This window comes from Paenibacillus allorhizoplanae (assembly GCF_927798215.1).
GTDB classification, from domain to species: domain Bacteria; phylum Bacillota; class Bacilli; order Paenibacillales; family NBRC-103111; genus Paenibacillus_E; species Paenibacillus_E allorhizoplanae.
This window is the reverse complement of record NZ_CAKMMW010000042.1, coordinates 1-18,205: the sequence shown is the minus strand read 5'-3', so window position 1 is coordinate 18,205 and position 18,205 is coordinate 1. Positions and strand designations below refer to the sequence as shown.

The following is an 18,205-nucleotide window of genomic DNA, read 5'->3' as shown; positions in this document are numbered from 1 at the left end:
TGACTTACTGTATTCATAACGCAACACATAATGGAGATGAAGTCCATGTTTCAAAATATAGGATTTACCGAGCTCTTATTGATTGCGGTCGTTGCACTTGTCATCTTCGGTCCACAAAAGCTCCCAGAGATTGGCAGAATGCTTGGTAAGACGTTAAGAGATTTCAAGCAAGCGACGAATGAACTGATGAGTGACGAGCCTAAAGCACCGTTAGCATCCAAAACACCCGTTGTACCTGACCCGGTTACACCTGTGGAGGCTGCTACCATGGTTGCAGCTGATGGCGTTTCTGAGCCTACTCTTACACCGTCGCGGTCAGAACAAGGCGCGATGGACGCTGTAGCTGATAGTAAAGTGGAGATCGAATCAACGAGCTCACCTACCGTGAAGCCTGCTGTGACGTTCGTCTCTAACAAGTCTTCAGAGGTTGTCCATGTTACTGGGACGGCCGTTGATGCTGTAGCTCCACAAGCAGCAAGCGATGTGTTGTCCTCCGCTCCTGCACAAGCCTCGGCCCCTACCCCGGCGCCAGCGCAGCAGTCAGGCAATACTGGCAATTCCCGAAGGTTACCGGATTAGTTTTTTGTCACGCAGATTAAGAAGTGGTTCAGCCTGCAGGCTGTATGCACTAGATTAGGTAGGTGAAATCGGTTGAAGAATGAAGAAATGTCTCTTGTAGAGCACCTTGGCGAGCTTCGCAAGCGAATCATGTGGATCTTAGTTGTTCTGGTCATTGGTATGGTGGGTGGGCTCGTTGCTGCTAAACCTATCATTCGGTATCTCAAAAGTATCCCGCCAGCAGATGGCATCGGTTGGAATGTGTTCTCCCCTTGGGATGCCTTGCGTTTGTATATGAATTTTGGTTTAGCTGTCGGTCTTCTTATCACATTACCCGTTATTCTGTACCATATATGGGCGTTCGTTAAGCCAGGCCTGCGGGAGACGGAGCAGAAGGCTTCGCTCCTCTACGTACCCTACGCATTTTTGCTCTTTCTGTTGGGACTGTCTTTCGGGTATTGGGTTGTCTTTCCAATGGCGTTTTATTTTACTTCGTCAATTAGTAAGAGTCTAGAAATTACAGAGATGTACGGTGCTGCGCAGTATTTTACCTTTATGTTTAACATCATTCTTCCGCTGGCTTGTGTGTTTGAGATGCCGATCGTGGTGATGTTTCTCACGAAGATTAAGCTCCTGAATCCGAAGCGCCTGCATAAGTTTAGAAGATATGCCTACATGCTGATGGTCATTCTTGCGACCGTTATTACGCCGCCGGATGCGATTTCAGCGATATTAGTTGCAGTACCGCTCATTATTCTATATGAATTCAGTGTCTTCATGTCAGGCTTCATTTATCGCAAACAGCTTGCGAACGATGCCGCTTGGGAACTGGAGTTTGGTCCTAAATGACGAAATGATTGAACACAGTCCGCCTTCATGGTGGGCTATTTTTTTTCATGCATAGAGGGAATATTTGGTTATCATTTGGGTAGAATGAGGGGGGTGTCGATAAGAATGAAAAATGTGTAAAAGGACTTGCAAATTACTCCCAGAATGAGTATCATAAGAGGTGTTGTTAGCACTAAACACATTCGAGTGCTAATAACAAAGAAATATACCCAAGACCAATTTTCTAAAGGAGGCTATTTTTCCATGATCAGACCGTTAGGTGATCGAGTTATCATTGAAGCCGTTGCGAAAGAGGAGACTACAGCAAGTGGCATCGTGCTGCCAGATACAGCTAAAGAAAAACCACAAGAAGGTAAAGTTGTAGCCGTTGGCGCAGGCGCGTTGAAAGATGGCGTACGTGTTCCGCTTGAAGTAAGCGAAGGCGACCGCATCATTTTCTCCAAATACGCTGGAACTGAAGTGAAATACGAAGGCCGCGAACTGTTGATCTTGCGCGAAAGCGACATCCTCGCTGTATTAGCCTAAGTTAGAGCAGCATATAGATCGGCTTTACGTTATTAACAATTTATCTAGGTTTTTAATTAGAGGAGGTTTCCTATCGTGGCAAAAGAAATTAAGTTCAGTGAAGACGCACGCCGCGCGATGCTTCGCGGGGTAGATGCTTTGGCGAATGCCGTTAAAGTAACACTAGGTCCAAAAGGCCGTAACGTAGTTCTTGAGAAAAAATTTGGTAGCCCATTGATCACTAACGATGGTGTTACTATCGCGAAAGAAATCGAGCTTGAAGATGCTTTCGAAAACATGGGAGCTCAACTTGTTAAAGAAGTTGCTACCAAAACGAACGATGTTGCTGGTGACGGTACAACAACTGCAACGGTTCTTGCACAAGCTATGATCCGTGAAGGTCTGAAAAACGTTACTGCAGGCGCTAACCCAATGGTTATCCGCAAAGGTATCGAGAAAGCTGTTAAAGCGGCTGTAGAAGAGCTTCAAGCTATCGCGAAGCCAATCGAAGGCAAACAATCCATCGCACAAGTAGCGGCAATCTCTGCTGCTGACGAAGAAGTAGGCGAATTGATCGCTGAAGCTATGGAAAAAGTAGGTAAAGACGGTGTTATCACAGTTGAAGAATCCAAAGGCTTCTTGACGGAGCTTGAGGTTGTAGAAGGTATGCAATTCGACCGTGGGTACACATCCCCATACATGATCACAGATACGGATAAAATGGAAGCAGTTCTGGACAACCCGTACATCTTGATCACTGACAAAAAAATCTCGAACATCCAAGAAATCTTGCCTGTTCTTGAAAAAGTGGTTCAATCCGGTAAACAACTTCTGATCATCGCTGAAGATGTTGAAGGCGAAGCGCAAGCTACGCTTGTTGTTAACAGACTTCGTGGTACATTCACTTGCGTAGCTGTTAAAGCTCCAGGTTTCGGTGACCGTCGTAAAGCGATGTTGGGTGATATCGCTGCTCTAACAGGTGGCCAAGTGATTACAGAAGAGCTTGGATTGGATCTGAAATCCACTACTCCTGATCAATTGGGTAGTGCTCGTCAAATCCGTGTTACCAAAGAAAACACAATCATCGTTGATGGTGCTGGTAACCCACAAGATATCAAGGCTCGCGTTACACAAATTCGTTCCCAATTGGAAGAAACAACTTCCGACTTCGATAAAGAAAAATTGCAAGAGCGTTTGGCTAAACTTTCTGGCGGCGTAGCTGTTATCAAAGTTGGCGCAGCGACTGAAACTGAATTGAAAGAGCGCAAACTTCGCATCGAAGATGCTTTGAACGCGACTCGTGCAGCAGTTGAAGAAGGTATCGTTTCTGGTGGTGGTACTGCCCTAGTTAACGTATACAACGCAGTAGCGAAGGTAGTAGCAACTGGTGACGAGCAAACGGGTGTTAACATCATCCTTCGTTCCCTTGAAGAACCAGTTCGCACAATCGCAGCTAACGCTGGTCAAGAAGGCTCCGTTATCGTTGAGCGCTTGAAAAACGAAAAAGTAGGCATCGGCTACAATGCAGCAACTGGACAATGGGTAAACATGTTCGAAGCTGGTATCGTTGACCCTGCGAAAGTAACACGTTCCGCACTTCAAAACGCAGCATCTGTTGCAGCTATGTTCTTGACAACAGAAGCGGTTATCGCTGATAAACCAGAAGCAAGCAAACCAGGTATGCCTGATATGGGCGGCATGGGCGGTATGGGTGGCATGATGTAAGAAGCTCGTCAGAGCTTCTGCGCATGCAGAGAGAAAGACTCCTTCGGGGGTCTTTTTTTTGTTGGTTTAAATCACAATTCTAGTATTTAATCACTGAATGAGAACATGTGTTCTTTTTTAGGGAAAATAAAAAGCCCATTGGGGCTGCGGAGTTGGAGTTATCTGTTTTTTAACTTGTCGATTTCAATTGCGTGATCAACAAGTTGCTTATCGATGACATTAAAATGATGGGCGAATGTATGATGTTCTGTCACTAAATGTCTTTGAACAGCTTCCAGTTGCTTGACATCTTCTCGCGTTTCTAGAACGGCTTGTCTAGTTAGAGGTATGTCAGATACGAAAGCTTCTATCGAATTTAAGCGCTCATTCGTTTGCTTTTGTTCGGCTTTGATTTCTTTTATTTCTTCCAGAATTTGTATTAATAATTGCTCGTTCATGAAGGTACCTTCCTTTCCTAATGTTTTTGTTTTAGTAAGTATACATCTTCCTCGATTTTGGAGATCTTGTCCCTTTGAAAGTCTAAACGATCATTAGTTGTGTGAATTGCTTCAAGGAGACGGTTGTCAGATTCGATATTTTCGAGATGATGTGAGTCTAAAGTTAGCTGAATACGATCAATTTTTGTTTCCACGTTTTCTAGTCTGGTGTCGACGCCCTTTAGTCGAGTGTCCATGGTTTCAAGTTGCACCATTATTTTATGCAGTAATTCTTCCATATCCATCACCTCTTCTTAAGATCACTTTAGCTTCATGTCAAAGTATGACAAGCTTTTGTTCATAATTATACAGCGTAATTACCACACTGTGAACGATAACCTAAATTCACTTTTGTTTACTCCTAGGTAATCGCCACATAGCCTGGCTACCGCCAGTATGCTTGGACATTTGTCTGCTTGGCCCACGCGCATCCGCCCATTTATGCGAAAGATAGGCATTGGTACACTCTCTGGACTAGGGTTAGGCGTATACTATCTCATACTAACAGAGGAGTTGACGCATTCATGGCTTTACAACCAAATCAAGGAAACCAATTTCAGTGTCCACCTGCTGACCCGATAATGACAGATCCAGAAAGAGTTGTTAGAGATTTCTATCACCCACAAAAGGTTCAAGTCATTCATCCAATCCAAATTGTAAATCGCCATCACTGCGTACCGGTTTATGAGCACGTGTATACATGTACTGAAACCGATGAGTATTGCGGAACTCACCCACATCCACATCAAGGTATGCTCAGGAAGTAACAGATAAGCACTTCTCGCTAAGAATCATTCGATGATTCTGGCGGGGGGTGTTTTTTTGTTAGGGGAGTTAATTATATAATAAGGGAATGATGTTGATTGGTAACGGGGGATAGACACATGCAAGAGTTAGTAATTGATTGGCCGTTTTGGATAGAACGGATACGTCCTAAATTCGATAAAGTGATCATCGCGAGAGGTTGGGCCTATTTCAATGAAGGTGTTGTAAGGGATATTCAAGTTGAAGGTACCTCGATTATAAAAGCTAGAGTGGACGGAACCAATAGGTACAAGGTTACCTTGGATCTCAAGAGCTTCACAAAGAGTGGCTGCACGTGTCCCTACGGTTATTATTGTAAGCATATGGCTGCGGTACTGTTTGAAGTGGCGAAGCAAGCGGGATATGATCCGGAGGAATTCCGGTTTGGTAAAATGAAGATGGCGCAGGTAGATCAGAAAATTCCACAGAAATCTAAGTCTACAACTAGGCTGCCAGAGCCGACGGATAGCTGCGAAATGTGGCTGACTTATTTTCATAAACAATATGGCAATGCCAAAATTTATAATGCATTTAGCCTCGAGGAAGTTTGTATGCGTGCGTGGCGTGAGCTCAATAAACTTGCTGATACGTGGGAGCCGACCATTCGAGGTGTGTATGATATTCAAGTGTCGCTGTATGTCATTCAGTTATGCGATACGATGGCGGGTTCGAAGGCGATCACCTATGATTTTTATCAAAATACGAACTATTATGTCAAACGTGTCTTGAAGCATGCCCGTGAGCAGTTGGAAGCGATTCTTCACGTGTTAGATGTTAACAAGGCATTTAAGCAGTACGGTGAACATATGAAGGATTTATCGGCTTATTTAGCTGACATTTGCGAGAATGGATCAGGCTTGTATCTGTATGATTGGCTTGATTTGTATAAGCTGTTATGGTCACAGTTATTTCAGGATAAGGGCATGCTGGAGGCAGAAAAGGCTAGGTTTAGGCAGGTGCTTGCGGATCCGCGAGCGAGTCAACAAGCACATCAAGTCGCTACTCTCGGTTCTATTCATTTGGATATTAGCCGAAGTGAGGATGAAAATGCCTGGGAACGAGCAGATAATGGGATGTTTGAAATTGAGCCAGATTATTGGTTCGATTATTTGAATGGATTTGTTTTTGAGAGTCAGTGGGATCGTTTGTTGACCTGGTTGCGGTGGTTAAAGCCGAAGATGGCGTGGAACGAGCGCGTATATGCGGATGAATTTTTGCATTACTGGCGTTTGGCAGCGGAACAGAGAAATGTTGAGAAAGAGCAGCGGGACGTCATGATTTCGCTTTTACCTGCAAGCTATGATCACTATGCGAAATTCCTACTTTCAAAAGGCGAGTACCAGGAATGGGCAGATCTTTGTCTTCTTCTGGGTCTAACTACGGAACACATTGATGGAGCGCAGCTAAAACTCGTTGAGAAGGCGAATGTTCGCTTCCTCCTGCCGATCTATCATCACGCCATTGAAGCATTCATACAAGGGAAAAATCGTCCCGATTATATACAAGCTATAAAACTGCTGAAGAAATTAGCGGCTGCTTATAAAAAGCTGAAGCTAACCCCTCGTTTCGAAGCGTACTTGGAGCAAATCGTGAAACAATACGCTCGGTATCGCGCCTTCACGGAGGAATTGCGGAAAGGGAATTTGATACCATGATGACTTTGGCACCGATTCATATGAGAATTCAAAGGCTGCCTTCGGGGAGTTTTGCCCTGTATGGAGAAACAGAGCAAGCAAACGCAGTTCCTGGATATATGCTGCGCAAGCTGCTATTTGCTTGGCATGAGCGATCATTCTATGGGACTGGGCTGGAAGTAACTCGAATTCCTTATGGGGATGCGATTCTGCTGTCTCCTGCTATGGCTTTGGATTATTTGCTAGAACCAGGAGTACTCCTACATAGCAGTTTAACTTGGGAAGAGGGTTTTACGGAGCTGCAAAAAGGGGCGAACTTTCTAAGTGAAGCAATCGATGCTGGCTGGTATTTGCCGTCCTATGAGCTTTGGCGCGAGGGGAAAAATGGCTGGAAGTTTAAGGTGCCGGTGGGACAGGCTGAGAGGTTTAGAGAGCTGTGCGACGGGGCTTTCCCAGAAAGTTTTTGGCAGAGCTGGTTTAGCCGAATAGTTGAAGAAATGCTAGAGACTGAAGCGGATTTCGAGCTATCTTCGTTGTGGAATGGATTAGTTCAAGAGCATAAGCTGCTGCAGGTTAACGCGCAGGGGTTCGAGGCTTTGCTGTCTGAATCGTTTTGGATGCAGGAAGAAGACTGGCTCTTAGCGATTGGTTGGATACAGGATGATGCGCCATACCGCATCTGTGTACAGCTCGTTGAACCCTACGCTGAGACATATGTCGACGGGACGACAACGGCTAAGGATAACGCAGCGGATTGGCGTCTACGTTTCATCGCACAGGATCGTCGGGATGCGAACCGATTCGTTGAATTTAGTTCCACAGGAAATGCGCTAGTTGGTTATATACCTCTTGCTTGGCAATCAGATATCGCTGATCATCTTCATGAACAAACGAAACGTATTTTGCGGATGCTGCCAGAGCTTGAGAGCGACTATCAACCAGGCAAAATCATCGAGCAATTGTCAGATGAAGCAGCGTGGACATTCCTAACCGAATCGAGTCTACAGCTTGTGGCGGCGGGAATTTCCATCTTTTTACCATCATGGTGGGAAGAGATTCAGAAGATGGGTCGTCCTCAGTTAAAGGCGAAGATCAAAAGCTCCGTGGGTTCTACGCGTAAAGCCATGTTTGGCATGGATCAGATCGTGCAGTTTGATTGGCGTGTGGCGCTAGGCGGCGTAGATTTGTCTGAGGAGGAATTTGGGCAGTTGGCGTTGGAAAAGAAGCGCTTGATCTATATCCGAGGTAAATGGGTGCAATTGGATCCTGCGCATTTGGAACAAATTCGCGATGCAATGAAGCGGGTTGAACGGAAGAAGGGGCTGTCCTTCCGGGATGTGTTGGAAATGCATCTAACAGAAGATGATGAGGGTCTCGCGGTGGAGGATGATGAGAGGGCTAAACCTTTGGAGGTCAACATAGAACTCAATACTCATCTGCGCGGTTTGATAAAACAGTTGGTTCAGACCAAGCCTATTCCACTCGTTGAGCGGATTGATGGCTTGCACGCTGAGCTGAGGCCTTACCAGGTGCACGGGGTGTCGTGGCTCCTTTTCCTGCGTAGTATGGGGCTAGGCGGGTGTTTGGCGGATGATATGGGACTGGGGAAGACGATTCAGTTTATTGCTTATTTATTGAAGGTGAAATCAAATTCAAAATCAAAACCCTCCTTGCTTATATGTCCGACCTCTGTGCTTGGCAACTGGCAGAAGGAGCTTGCGCGATTCGCGCCGACGCTTCAGATTCAACTCCATTATGGTGCGCAGCGGGCAAAAGGGGAAACTTTTGAAGCATCGCTTGGAGATGCTGATCTGGTGATAACGTCGTATAATCTCGCGCAACTCGATGAAGAGGAGTTGTCTAGCATTTCGTGGGATACGCTCTGCTTGGATGAGGCGCAAAATATCAAGAATGCGTATACGAAGCAGTCGCAGGCGATTCGTAAGCTAGAAGCCGGTCAGCGTATTGCGTTGACGGGTACCCCGATTGAGAATCGATTGACCGAGTTGTGGTCAATTTTTGACTTTGTGAACCCAGGATACCTGGGGACGTTGACCCATTTTAACCGACAGTATGTAGGACCAATCGAGAAAAATGGGGATGGCGCGATGGAATTGAAGGGGCGCGTACAGCGTTTGATAAGGCCTTTCCTGTTGAGACGGCTTAAGAAAGATCCAGCGATTCAGCTGGATTTGCCGGATAAGTACGAGGGCAGGACATTTGTGCGTCTTACTACAGAGCAAGGGGCGTTATATGAGAATGTTGTGCAAAGCTTGATGGAGAAGATTGAGGAATCCAGCGGGATAGAGAAGAAGGGACTCATTCTTACTTCGCTGATGAAGTTGAAGCAGATTTGCGATCATCCGGGTTTGTTTTTGAAGGAGATTGGGGGGGCGGGAGCGCGAGAGAGGCGCGGCGCACTCGTCGCCGCGGCTGATGTGAGAGCACGCTCAGCGAAGCTGGAGCGGTTGGTTGAAATGATCGACGAACTCAGGAGCGAAGGAGGCAGCTGCCTCATCTTTACCCAGTTCGTCGAGATGGGCCACCTGCTGCAGGCTACGCTTGCGCAGGCGCTGGGGGAGCCCGTGCAGTTCTTGCACGGGGGTGTAAGTGCAGTGAAGCGCGATGCGATGATCGCGCGCTTCCAGGACGCGACGCTCCCCGCGGAGGAGCGTTGCCACATCTTTATCCTCTCGCTTAAAGCGGGAGGAACGGGGTTGAACCTGACAGCGGCGAATCATGTGTTCCACTACGACCGCTGGTGGAATCCGGCCGTGGAGAATCAGGCCACGGATCGTGCTTTCCGCATCGGGCAAACGCGCAACGTGCAGGTGCACAAGTTTGTTACTCTCGGCACGCTCGAAGAGCGAATCGACGAGATGATCGAGCGTAAGCAAGGCCTCAGTGACCAAATCGTGGACACCGGCGAGAACTGGGTCACGGAGATGTCAACAAGCGAGCTGCGCGAGCTTTTTGCATTAAGGCGTGAGTGGATTGAGAAGTGAGATCGAGTTTTTAACAAGAGAGGCTATCCATCATTGATGGTTGTAGCCTTTTTTGCTTTCCTAGGGACAAAAAAGGCGCCACATCTCTGTGGCACCCTCTCTATTTAGCTGGAAAAACCGCCGCAACAATCGCATCAACACTTTGCTTCTCAGTCGGATCCTTCGCAATTAACTTGTTCATCAATGCTTGATCTGGCGTACCTTGCTTCTGCAAAATGGCAAGATACCAGCGGACTAATAGGCGGTTCACTTGGTCGTCCATATTGTCAGTCATATGTGGTTGAATCAGTGCAACTGCATTCTTATAGTCGCCGCGCATATAGCTGATTTGGCCAATGTTGAGTGCCATCGATGGTGTGACTGCGAATTCACGTCCTTGTGCTTGTTCTTTAGGCAAGTTTTTTAAGGAGTCAATACGAGTGAGAACATCTTTATAAGTGACTAGGGCACTGTCTAATCTCGAGTTGAACTCCTGTGCATTGCCTTTGGCATTGGCTTCTCCTGCTAGCTCAATATTCAGTGAGATACTTTTCTCATACATATCCATATACCAAGGATAGTTTGGAATTTGGGTGTTTGACCACTCCAAAGCCCCTTGTTTATTACCTTTGATGAGAAGCATATTTAGCTGTTGCATGGCCACTACACGGTTATGGGGCTCTTTTTTCAAAAGCTGACTCATTAAGTCTTGGGCTTGATTGAAAAATGGCTCACTCTTCGTAGGATCATTCGGGTTTTCCTTTTGCATTTGATTATACACCTGAAGAAGGACGCCTATTCGACTAACTTGACCTGTTAACAAATAATCTGGATGACCAGGATGTAACGAAATAGCTTTATCAAGAGGTTTCACAATCTGATTGTAATCTTTACTTGTTTTTATAACTTCAATAGATTGTTTGTAGGAACCGTTGGCTGAAAGAAGCTGAGCTGAGATGAAGAACATCACAAGCGATAGTACCGCAATACTTGCAGGGAATATCTTGTGAATAACAGCTGATTTCGACTTCAACCGCAGCTCACCTGAGGAGCTGTTGCTCAACATACCGCCTAGAGCGAGGAATAGAATCGCACCTAAGTACACATAACTCAAATCAAAGTCGATCATACTGTGGACCAATAGTGAAATCATGATAATGAAAAATAGGAAGTGTAAGTCTCGCTTTTCCTGAGAGCTTCTAATGTAGCTCCGGATATAGATCCAACTAACGGCAATGACAAATCCGATAAAAGCTAGGAACCCAAGCGCACCGGCTTCAACCAAATATTGCAGAGCAAAGTTATGGGCCTGACGACTTGTGTAGGGATTATTCTGATACTTTTCATAAAGGGAAGCCCAGGCACCGCCACCAGCACCAATGATCGGATAGTCGGACCATAGCTTAACAGCATCTTTATAAAACGTTCCACGCTCCAACACACTGTGCTGTTGGAAGTTGATATTTTCTACACGTGTTTTTACGTTCTCGGGAAGAATGTTCTTAAATCCAGTGTCACTTAGGATAAGAATGGCGCCAACCACACCAATCAAGACAGCTGCGATCGGGAGAATAAAGGTTGCATACTTCTTGGCGTCAAATCGAGCTGTTATGCGCTCCAACCATGGCTCACCAAAGCGTTGAATAGCGACAGACAGTCCAGCGAAAACTAAGGAGGCTAGTAGTAGAATCCACCATCCATGCCAAGATTCTGAAGCGCTGAATTGTTTCTGTAGTCCAATGCCAATATCCGTCACCTTCTCTAAAATAACAAGCGAAGTGATAAAGGCTAGTCCTAGTTGTACCAACGCTAGGATCTGACGGCTCATTCGGAAGAAGAACATCATGATGAGGAAAACGACAGGGATAACTACGATGGCCCCACGAGATAAAGTAAGCCAGAACGAGACGATTGTAGGAATTAGTAAAAATGCATGAATAAGAACTACGTACCATTTACGAGATTTTATGATGAAGAATAATGAACTAAGCGTTATCGTAATTAAGAAAGCTGCATACGTGTTAGCATATTGGAAGACCGAGGTGAGACGTAGTCCATTTGAGTCTGTCATGACTGCGTCACGATAAAGATTAGACGTTCCATCCATGAGTGCAAACCAACCAACAAGGTGACCTGCGAAAGTTTTGTTGCCTAACCAATAGAAAAGTCCGAATAACACGATGAAATATCCTGAGATCATGAATAGTTGGGAAACAATCGACACACCGAACTTGTTTTTTGTCAAAAATACACCTAAAATGAAGAAGGTTGCATACAGCATTTGGATGTAAACCATATTTGTTGCCAAATAGTGAGATGCCGAATTCGACAACGAAATAACATAAGTAAGCGGCATGATGAAGACGAGAATGGTAAGGATATCTTTCTTTTCTTGAAGCTTAAAGACAAATAACGCTAGAATCGCAACAAGTAAAAGGATGACGGAGGACCACACGGAAGCGGAGTAAATGCTTCGCTCAAACTCAAATGTACCGCCATTAAACAGCGCCCTTTGAAAAGGTGCCCAGAACATAAATAGGCCCATAAACACAGCTAATACCCAGAAGATGACAGAGCTTTTATCCGTCGTTATTGTTCCATTCGATTTTGCACGCGAAGCCGCGTAGGCATTCTTACTTGCATTCATTCCAGATATCTCCTTCTTCGCTAAAGTTCGACTTTATTTTAGCATACTGGAAGAGGGTTTCCAAATAAAAAAGAACTTCAAATTTAAGAGGTTCTAGATACTTTGCAAATATCCATGTGTTTTTAAATATTCAGCAAGTTGTAGTATAGAAGACTCAACAGACTGTTTATCTGTCTCAATAGTTAACTCAGGATTCTCGGAAATTTCATATGGAGCAGAAATACCTGTGAATTCTTTTAATTGATTAGTTCTAGCCATTTTATATAATCCTTTTGGATCTCTACGCTCACATTCTTCAACCGAGCATTTCACATAGACTTCAATGAATTCCCCGAGAGGGAACATTGCACGTACCGTTTTTCTATCTTCAAGATAGGGTGAGATAAATGCTGCAATGGTGATTAGACCAGCATCGACAAATAGTTGTGCAACCTCACAAATTCTGCGGATGTTTTCTTTTCGGTCTTCGGGAGAAAAACCGAGGTCTTTATTTAAACCATGTCTTACATTGTCTCCATCAAGGACATAGGACCGAATACTTTGGTTATACAAATATTTGTCTAGTTCATTAGCTAATGTGGATTTTCCAGAAGCAGAAAGCCCGGTAAGCCATATTACACAGCTTTTATGTTGATTAAGAATTCTTCTATTGTTAATAGTTAATTTCGGCTGGTGCCAAAAAACTTGTGGTAAATTATTATTCATGAGTATACTCCAATCAAATTTTTAAAATATAATTTGTACTATAGCATACTAATATATTTACTAAAACTCTGAAGTAACTATAGAAGGAAATCTTTCCATAGCTAGGTTAATGGTAGTAATCAAATGTTAATTTTGATAGAATTGCTCTGATATATTCCGGGATGAACACTTTTTAATATATTTTGAACGGTGGTGAGACGATATCAAATCACTTTATAGAATATTATACAGACTTGCGGTAGCAGGTAAGTCTTTCATAAAACCTATTTTACCGGGAACCGTGGGAACAAAATTCAAAAAAAAACTGCTTAAGTTAGCATTTCCTTTAGAGAAAAATCTTCAGCATGATGTTGGAAATCTTCTTGAACAAACAAAAGGAATAAATTTATTAGGATATGCGCGTGCAGAAATGGGTATAGGTGAATCATGTCGACTAGCGGCTAGAAGTTTAGCATCAGTTGATTATCCATTTGGGATAATCAACTTTGAAGGTACCAATAGTTCTAGAATGGCTGATCAGTCTTGGATTCATAAGGAAATAAAAGCACCGATTCATAATGTGAATATATTCCACATCAATGCTGAGCAAATGATGGAAGTCTATGCCCATTACGGCAGCAGTATCTTCAAGGACAAGTTTAATATCGGTTACTGGCACTGGGAGTTACCAGATTTTCCTGATGAGTGGATTGAGGGCTTTAATTTCGTAAATGAAGTTTGGGTTCCTTCGGATTTTGTTGCAAATTCTATTTCTATGAAAAGCCCAGTGCCAGTCGTGAAGATACCTCATGGAATTGAGGTTAAAATAATAAAACAAATCTCACGGAAAGAATTTTCACTCCCAGAGCAAGCATTTTTATTTTTAACTATGTACGATGTAAAAAGTTATCAAGAAAGAAAAAATCCAAAAGCTTCAATTGAAGCTTTTAAAATGGCATTTCGTCCGGATGATAGCAGTGTTGGTCTCGTGGTGAAATTAAACAATGCAAATAGTAATTTACGAGAATTACAGTCGGTATACGACATGACTAATGACTACAAGAATATTTACATTATTAAAGATATTTTAAGCAGAGATGCTACAAATGCATTAATTAATAGTACGGATAGTTATATTTCCCTCCATCGTAGTGAAGGATTTGGACTTGGTTTAGCTGAAGCAATGTATTTAGGAAAGCCTGTAATTGGCACAAACTGGTCATCGAATACTGATTTTATGACCAGTACTAACTCATGTTTAGTTAATTATAATTTAGTAAGAGTCGGAACAGACCAAGGACCATACCAAGCCTATCAGTATTGGGCAGATCCTGATATTGAACATGCGAGCTACTACATGAAATTATTAGTTTCAGATGGAACGTTTAATAAAAAAATATCGTTACTTGGTGAGAAATACATCAAGGAGAATTACTCGCCAACAGTTATTGGTGAAATGATGACCAAAAGACTAAAATATTTAAACTTGTTATAATCAATAAACAAAAAAATGGAACCTAACAGTGTTTTTGTTCTGGGTTTAGTATTTGGAGGTTTTATTTTGACAGTTACAGCGGTAATCATGGCTGGTGGTAAGGGAGAAAGATTTTGGCCCAAAAGTAGAACAAACCTACCAAAGCAATTCCTTAACATATCAGGCAGCAAATCAATGATTCAACATACAATTGATAGATTAAGAAAATTAATTGATATTTCTCAAATATTCATTGTAACAAATGAGTTGTACGCTGAGCTTATTCATATTCAAGTTCCGGACTTACCTTTGGACAATATTATCATTGAGCCAATTGGGCGTAATACAGCTCCTTGTGTTGGTTTAGCCTCTATAATAATTGAACAAAAATTTCCAGAGAGCACTATGATTGTATTGCCATCAGATCATATCATTGAAAATGAAGATGGTTTTGTACATATTTTAAAAACAGCAATTGAGGTATCTTCTGAAGATAATAACTTAGTGACATTAGGAATTGAACCTTCATATCCAGAGACAGGTTATGGATATATCGAAAGCACTAAAGAAATAAGGGAATTAAATAGTCTAGAGGTTCATAAAGTTAGTAAATTCGTTGAAAAGCCTAATATTGGTACTGCTCAATCCTATATTGAACAGGGGAATTACTTTTGGAATAGTGGTATTTTTGTTTGGAGGAATAAAGTAATTCAAACATATATAAAAAAATTAATGCCAGAAATGCACCAAATTCTTGAAGATATGAAGTTATCTTTTCTAACAGAGAATCGGAATGAAACCATCAAAAAATTATTCCCTCTAATGCCAGATCAATCAATCGATTATGGCATTATGGAAAAGGTGGATAACATATATGTTATACCTTGTATCTTTGGTTGGGATGATGTCGGGAGTTGGACAGCCCTAGAGCGGATCAACTCAAAAGATGATAACGGTAATGTTATTAAAGGAAACATTCTTAATCTGGATACGAAAGATTGTATTATTGAAAGCAATGGTAAACTAATTGCAACTTTAGGGGTTCAAGACTTAATTATTGTAGACACCGAAGATGTTATTTTAATTTGTTCGAAAGATAAGGCACAAGAAGTAAAAACATTGCTCAAAGAACTTAGAACTCAAAAATTAGAGAAGTATTTATAATGCCAGGAGGAAAAGAAAAAATATGACTAAGAATGCACTAATTACAGGAATTACAGGGCAAGATGGATCTTACTTAGCAGAACTTTTGTTAGAAAAAGGTTATAAAGTATTTGGCTTGAGACGTAGGACAAGTGTACCAATTATGGAGAACATTGAACACATTAAGAATGATATTGAATTTATTGATGGTGATTTACTTGATTTGAGTTCATTAATTAATGCTGTTCGTATCTCTAATCCAGATGAAGTTTACAACCTCGCGGCGCAATCTTTTGTGGGGACCTCATGGATTCAGCCTGTATTAACCGGACAGTCAACTGGAATTGGTGTTACCAATATTCTGGAAGCTGTTAGAATTGTGAAGCCGGAAGCTCGGTTCTATCAGGCGTCTAGTAGTGAAATGTTTGGGAAAGTAGTGGAAACACCGCAAAAAGAAACGACACCATTTTACCCGCGTAGTCCATATGGGGTTGCTAAAGTGTACGGACATTGGATCACAGTTAACTATCGTGAAAGTTTTGATATGTATGCTTGCTCAGGGATTTTATTTAACCATGAGTCTCCGAGAAGAGGAGTCGAATTTGTTACCCGTAAAGTAACAGATGCAGTTGCACGCATTAAGCTTGGACTACAGAAAGAACTTCGTATGGGTAACCTAGACGCGAAACGAGATTGGGGATTCGCAGGAGATTACGTCAAGGCCATGCACCTTATGCTTCAACAAGAAACGCCAGATGATTATGTAATATCTACTGGTGAAACTCACACAGTTGAGGAATTAGTTGATATAGCATTTGGACATGTAGGATTAAATTGGCAAGATCACATTGTTATTGATCAAAAATTCGTTCGTCCAGCTGAAGTAGATTTATTACTAGGTGATCATTCAAAAGCAAAAGAAAAATTAGGTTGGGAATTAGAAGTTGGTTTTAAACAATTGATAACGATGATGGTTGAAAGTGATCTTGAAAGAATCCAAAAGAGCTTGAGATAGAGGGTGCTGAAGTGAGAGCTTTAATCACAGGGATATCTGGGTTTGTTGGAAAGCATTTAGCTAATTATCTTCTTTCACAAGGCGTGGAAGTATTCGGGACTACTAGCCAAGGTAGTCTTAGTATGGATCCAAATATCTTCACAAATAATTTATCGAGTGAACAAAATATTATTAATTTACTCGATGAAATTCAACCAGACCATATCTATCATTTGGCGGGTCAAAGTAACGTTAAAGATTCATGGGATTCGAAAGTGAGTACATTTCATACCAATGTTAATCTAACAATAAATCTGCTTGAAGCAGTAAGGAAGAGCAAGGTAAGTGATAAAGTTAGAATTGTAACGATAGGATCGTCTGAAGAATATGGTAGGGTCAATGATATGACTCTACCGATTGATGAAACGGTTAGTTTAAAACCGACTAATCCATATGGTATTTCTAAAGCATCCGTTTCATATTTTGCAAAACAATATTATGAAGCGTATGGTTTAAAAGTTGTTCATGTCAGGCCCTTTAATCATATTGGACCAGGGCAAAAATTAGGTTTTGTTGTAACTGATTTTACTTCGCAAATAGTAAATATAGAAAAAGGAATCGCTAATAATATAATTCGTGTTGGCAATCTTGGAGCTCAAAGGGACTTTACCGATGTCAGGGATATCGTTAGAGCTTATTATTTATTGTTAACAACGGCTACGACTACTTATGGTGAGATATACAATGTATGTTCAGGAGTTCCAATTACCATAGAAAGTATACTTGAGAAATTATTAGCATTCTCACATCAACAGATTGAAGTCATAGTTGATCCTAATAAACTAAGACCAATTGATATTCCATTGTATATTGGAACTAATAACAAGATTCATCAATTAACTGGATGGAAGCCAGAGATAGCAATTGATACTACATTAGAAGATGTACTTGAGTTCATACGTAAAAAATAAGGTGGTCCAACGATGTTACACCAATGGAAAGAGATTTATAAGTATAGAGAATTTTTAAAGAACAATGTATTGAAGGACCTCAGAACAAGATATAAAGGGTCCTTCTTTGGTTTTTTATGGACATTGCTAAATCCTCTTCTTATGCTAATTGTTTATTCAACGTTATTTTCAATTATTTTGAAAATGCCAGTGGATAATTACCCAATATTTCTGTTTTGTACTTTACTATCTTGGATATTCTTCCAGTCGACTGTTCAAACTAGCTCGTCAATAATTGTGAATTCAGGTAATTTAATTAAAAAGGTGTATTTTCCACATGAGATTATGCCAATCTCAGTTGTTTTAGGTGGGCTATTAAATTATCTTTTTGGGCTAGTTGTTTTGATCCCCGCACTAATTATATATGGATATTATCCAAATATTAATTATTTATGGCTGCCAGTTTTGATAATCATTCAATTAATTTTTACTTTAGCTATCTCGTTCTTTGTCGCAGCATTAACAGTGTTTTTTAGAGATATGGAGCATATGTTGAACATTTTCCTAAGTGCGCTTCTTTATTTAACTCCTGTCATGTATCCACTTTCCATGATTCCTGATAAATATCTTTGGTTTTATAACTGGAATCCAATGGCTATTTTAATTTCTTCATATCGTTCTGTCTTTTACTACAAAGAGTCTCCGAACGGAATACTACTATTAATCATCGGAATTATCTCTATTTTATTATTAGCGCTCTCGCATTATTATTTTATAAA

The 18,205-nt window shown here is 41.8% G+C and carries 15 protein-coding genes; 11 read left to right on the top strand and 4 right to left on the bottom strand.

What is annotated here, in order from left to right; all coding sequences use genetic code 11:
* The first annotated feature begins 45 nt into the window (after positions 1 to 45).
* The 4 genes from tatA to groL all read left to right on the top strand — a co-directional run bounded on the left by tatA (position 46) and on the right by groL (position 3,636).
* Positions 46 to 579, top strand: coding sequence for a twin-arginine translocase TatA/TatE family subunit (tatA, locus tag L6I86_RS35780; RefSeq protein WP_276574932.1), 534 nt, complete (start codon positions 46 to 48; stop codon positions 577 to 579).
* An 87-nt stretch (positions 580 to 666) separates the two neighbouring features.
* Complete coding sequence (gene tatC / locus L6I86_RS34205; RefSeq protein ID WP_420851967.1) at positions 667 to 1,407, top strand: twin-arginine translocase subunit TatC; 741 nt, start codon at positions 667 to 669, stop codon at positions 1,405 to 1,407.
* A 243-nt stretch (positions 1,408 to 1,650) separates the two neighbouring features.
* Positions 1,651 to 1,932: a co-chaperone GroES gene (gene groES, locus L6I86_RS34200; RefSeq protein ID WP_028553854.1), complete on the top strand. Its 282-nt coding sequence runs from the start codon at positions 1,651 to 1,653 to the stop codon at positions 1,930 to 1,932.
* A gap of 75 nt (positions 1,933 to 2,007) precedes the next feature.
* Entirely contained in the window at positions 2,008 to 3,636 is a 1,629-nt protein-coding gene (gene groL, locus L6I86_RS34195; protein WP_056608544.1) for a chaperonin GroEL, read from the top strand.
* Between the two features lie 158 nt (positions 3,637 to 3,794).
* On the opposite strand, the gene L6I86_RS34190 is transcribed toward groL, so the two are convergent.
* Together L6I86_RS34190 and L6I86_RS34185 are read right to left on the bottom strand one after the other, a co-directional pair.
* Positions 3,795 to 4,073: a hypothetical protein gene (locus tag L6I86_RS34190; protein ID WP_236293275.1), complete on the bottom strand. Its 279-nt coding sequence runs from the start codon at positions 4,071 to 4,073 to the stop codon at positions 3,795 to 3,797.
* Between the two features lie 17 nt (positions 4,074 to 4,090).
* Entirely contained in the window at positions 4,091 to 4,351 is a 261-nt protein-coding gene (locus tag L6I86_RS34185) for a hypothetical protein (RefSeq protein WP_236293274.1), read from the bottom strand.
* A 645-nt stretch (positions 4,352 to 4,996) separates the two neighbouring features.
* Here L6I86_RS34185 and L6I86_RS34180 point away from each other — a divergent pair.
* On the top strand, positions 4,997 to 6,571 hold the full coding sequence (locus L6I86_RS34180) for an SWIM zinc finger family protein (RefSeq protein ID WP_236293273.1): 1,575 nt from the start codon (positions 4,997 to 4,999) through the stop codon (positions 6,569 to 6,571).
* A gap of 20 nt (positions 6,572 to 6,591) precedes the next feature.
* The gene (locus tag L6I86_RS34175; protein WP_236293272.1) at positions 6,592 to 9,555 is read left to right on the top strand and encodes a DEAD/DEAH box helicase; all 2,964 of its coding nucleotides are present in this window, start codon (positions 6,592 to 6,594) and stop codon (positions 9,553 to 9,555) included.
* Between the two features lie 100 nt (positions 9,556 to 9,655).
* Here the strand turns inward: L6I86_RS34175 and L6I86_RS34170 are convergent, their stop codons facing one another.
* Both L6I86_RS34170 and cysC read right to left on the bottom strand, forming a co-directional pair.
* Entirely contained in the window at positions 9,656 to 12,181 is a 2,526-nt protein-coding gene (locus L6I86_RS34170; RefSeq protein WP_236293271.1) for an O-antigen ligase family protein, read from the bottom strand.
* 93 nt (positions 12,182 to 12,274) lie between these two features.
* Complete coding sequence (cysC, locus tag L6I86_RS34165; protein ID WP_236293269.1) at positions 12,275 to 12,886, bottom strand: adenylyl-sulfate kinase; 612 nt, start codon at positions 12,884 to 12,886, stop codon at positions 12,275 to 12,277.
* A gap of 280 nt (positions 12,887 to 13,166) precedes the next feature.
* Between cysC and L6I86_RS34160 the strand changes: the two genes are divergently transcribed.
* From L6I86_RS34160 to L6I86_RS34140, 5 genes are all read left to right on the top strand, one after another.
* Positions 13,167 to 14,360, top strand: coding sequence for a glycosyltransferase (locus tag L6I86_RS34160; protein ID WP_236293267.1), 1,194 nt, complete (start codon positions 13,167 to 13,169; stop codon positions 14,358 to 14,360).
* A gap of 66 nt (positions 14,361 to 14,426) precedes the next feature.
* On the top strand, positions 14,427 to 15,503 hold the full coding sequence (locus L6I86_RS34155; protein ID WP_236293265.1) for a mannose-1-phosphate guanylyltransferase: 1,077 nt from the start codon (positions 14,427 to 14,429) through the stop codon (positions 15,501 to 15,503).
* A 22-nt stretch (positions 15,504 to 15,525) separates the two neighbouring features.
* Positions 15,526 to 16,497, top strand: a complete 972-nt coding sequence (gene gmd, locus L6I86_RS34150) for a GDP-mannose 4,6-dehydratase (protein WP_236293262.1) — start codon at positions 15,526 to 15,528, stop codon at positions 16,495 to 16,497.
* Between the two features lie 11 nt (positions 16,498 to 16,508).
* Positions 16,509 to 17,447, top strand: coding sequence for a GDP-mannose 4,6-dehydratase (locus L6I86_RS34145; protein ID WP_236293261.1), 939 nt, complete (start codon positions 16,509 to 16,511; stop codon positions 17,445 to 17,447).
* A gap of 12 nt (positions 17,448 to 17,459) precedes the next feature.
* The coding region (locus L6I86_RS34140) for an ABC transporter permease (protein WP_236293259.1) at positions 17,460 to 18,205 on the top strand (746 nt) is incomplete at its 3' end.

What these genes read in the sequence shown, in the direction of transcription:
- L6I86_RS34175 (WP_236293272.1), top strand. Translation starts at nt 6,592, where the DNA reads ATGAGAATTCAAAGGCTGCCTTCGGGGAGTTTTGCCCTGTATGGAGAA.
- L6I86_RS34185 (WP_236293274.1), bottom strand. Translation starts at nt 4,351, where the DNA reads ATGGAAGAATTACTGCATAAAATAATGGTGCAACTTGAAACCATGGAC.
- tatA (WP_276574932.1), top strand. Translation starts at nt 46, where the DNA reads ATGTTTCAAAATATAGGATTTACCGAGCTCTTATTGATTGCGGTCGTT.
- L6I86_RS34180 (WP_236293273.1), top strand. Translation starts at nt 4,997, where the DNA reads ATGCAAGAGTTAGTAATTGATTGGCCGTTTTGGATAGAACGGATACGT.
- L6I86_RS34170 (WP_236293271.1), bottom strand. Translation starts at nt 12,181, where the DNA reads ATGAATGCAAGTAAGAATGCCTACGCGGCTTCGCGTGCAAAATCGAAT.
- tatC (WP_420851967.1), top strand. Translation starts at nt 667, where the DNA reads ATGTCTCTTGTAGAGCACCTTGGCGAGCTTCGCAAGCGAATCATGTGG.
- L6I86_RS34190 (WP_236293275.1), bottom strand. Translation starts at nt 4,073, where the DNA reads ATGAACGAGCAATTATTAATACAAATTCTGGAAGAAATAAAAGAAATC.
- gmd (WP_236293262.1), top strand. Translation starts at nt 15,526, where the DNA reads ATGACTAAGAATGCACTAATTACAGGAATTACAGGGCAAGATGGATCT.
- groES (WP_028553854.1), top strand. Translation starts at nt 1,651, where the DNA reads ATGATCAGACCGTTAGGTGATCGAGTTATCATTGAAGCCGTTGCGAAA.
- cysC (WP_236293269.1), bottom strand. Translation starts at nt 12,886, where the DNA reads ATGAATAATAATTTACCACAAGTTTTTTGGCACCAGCCGAAATTAACT.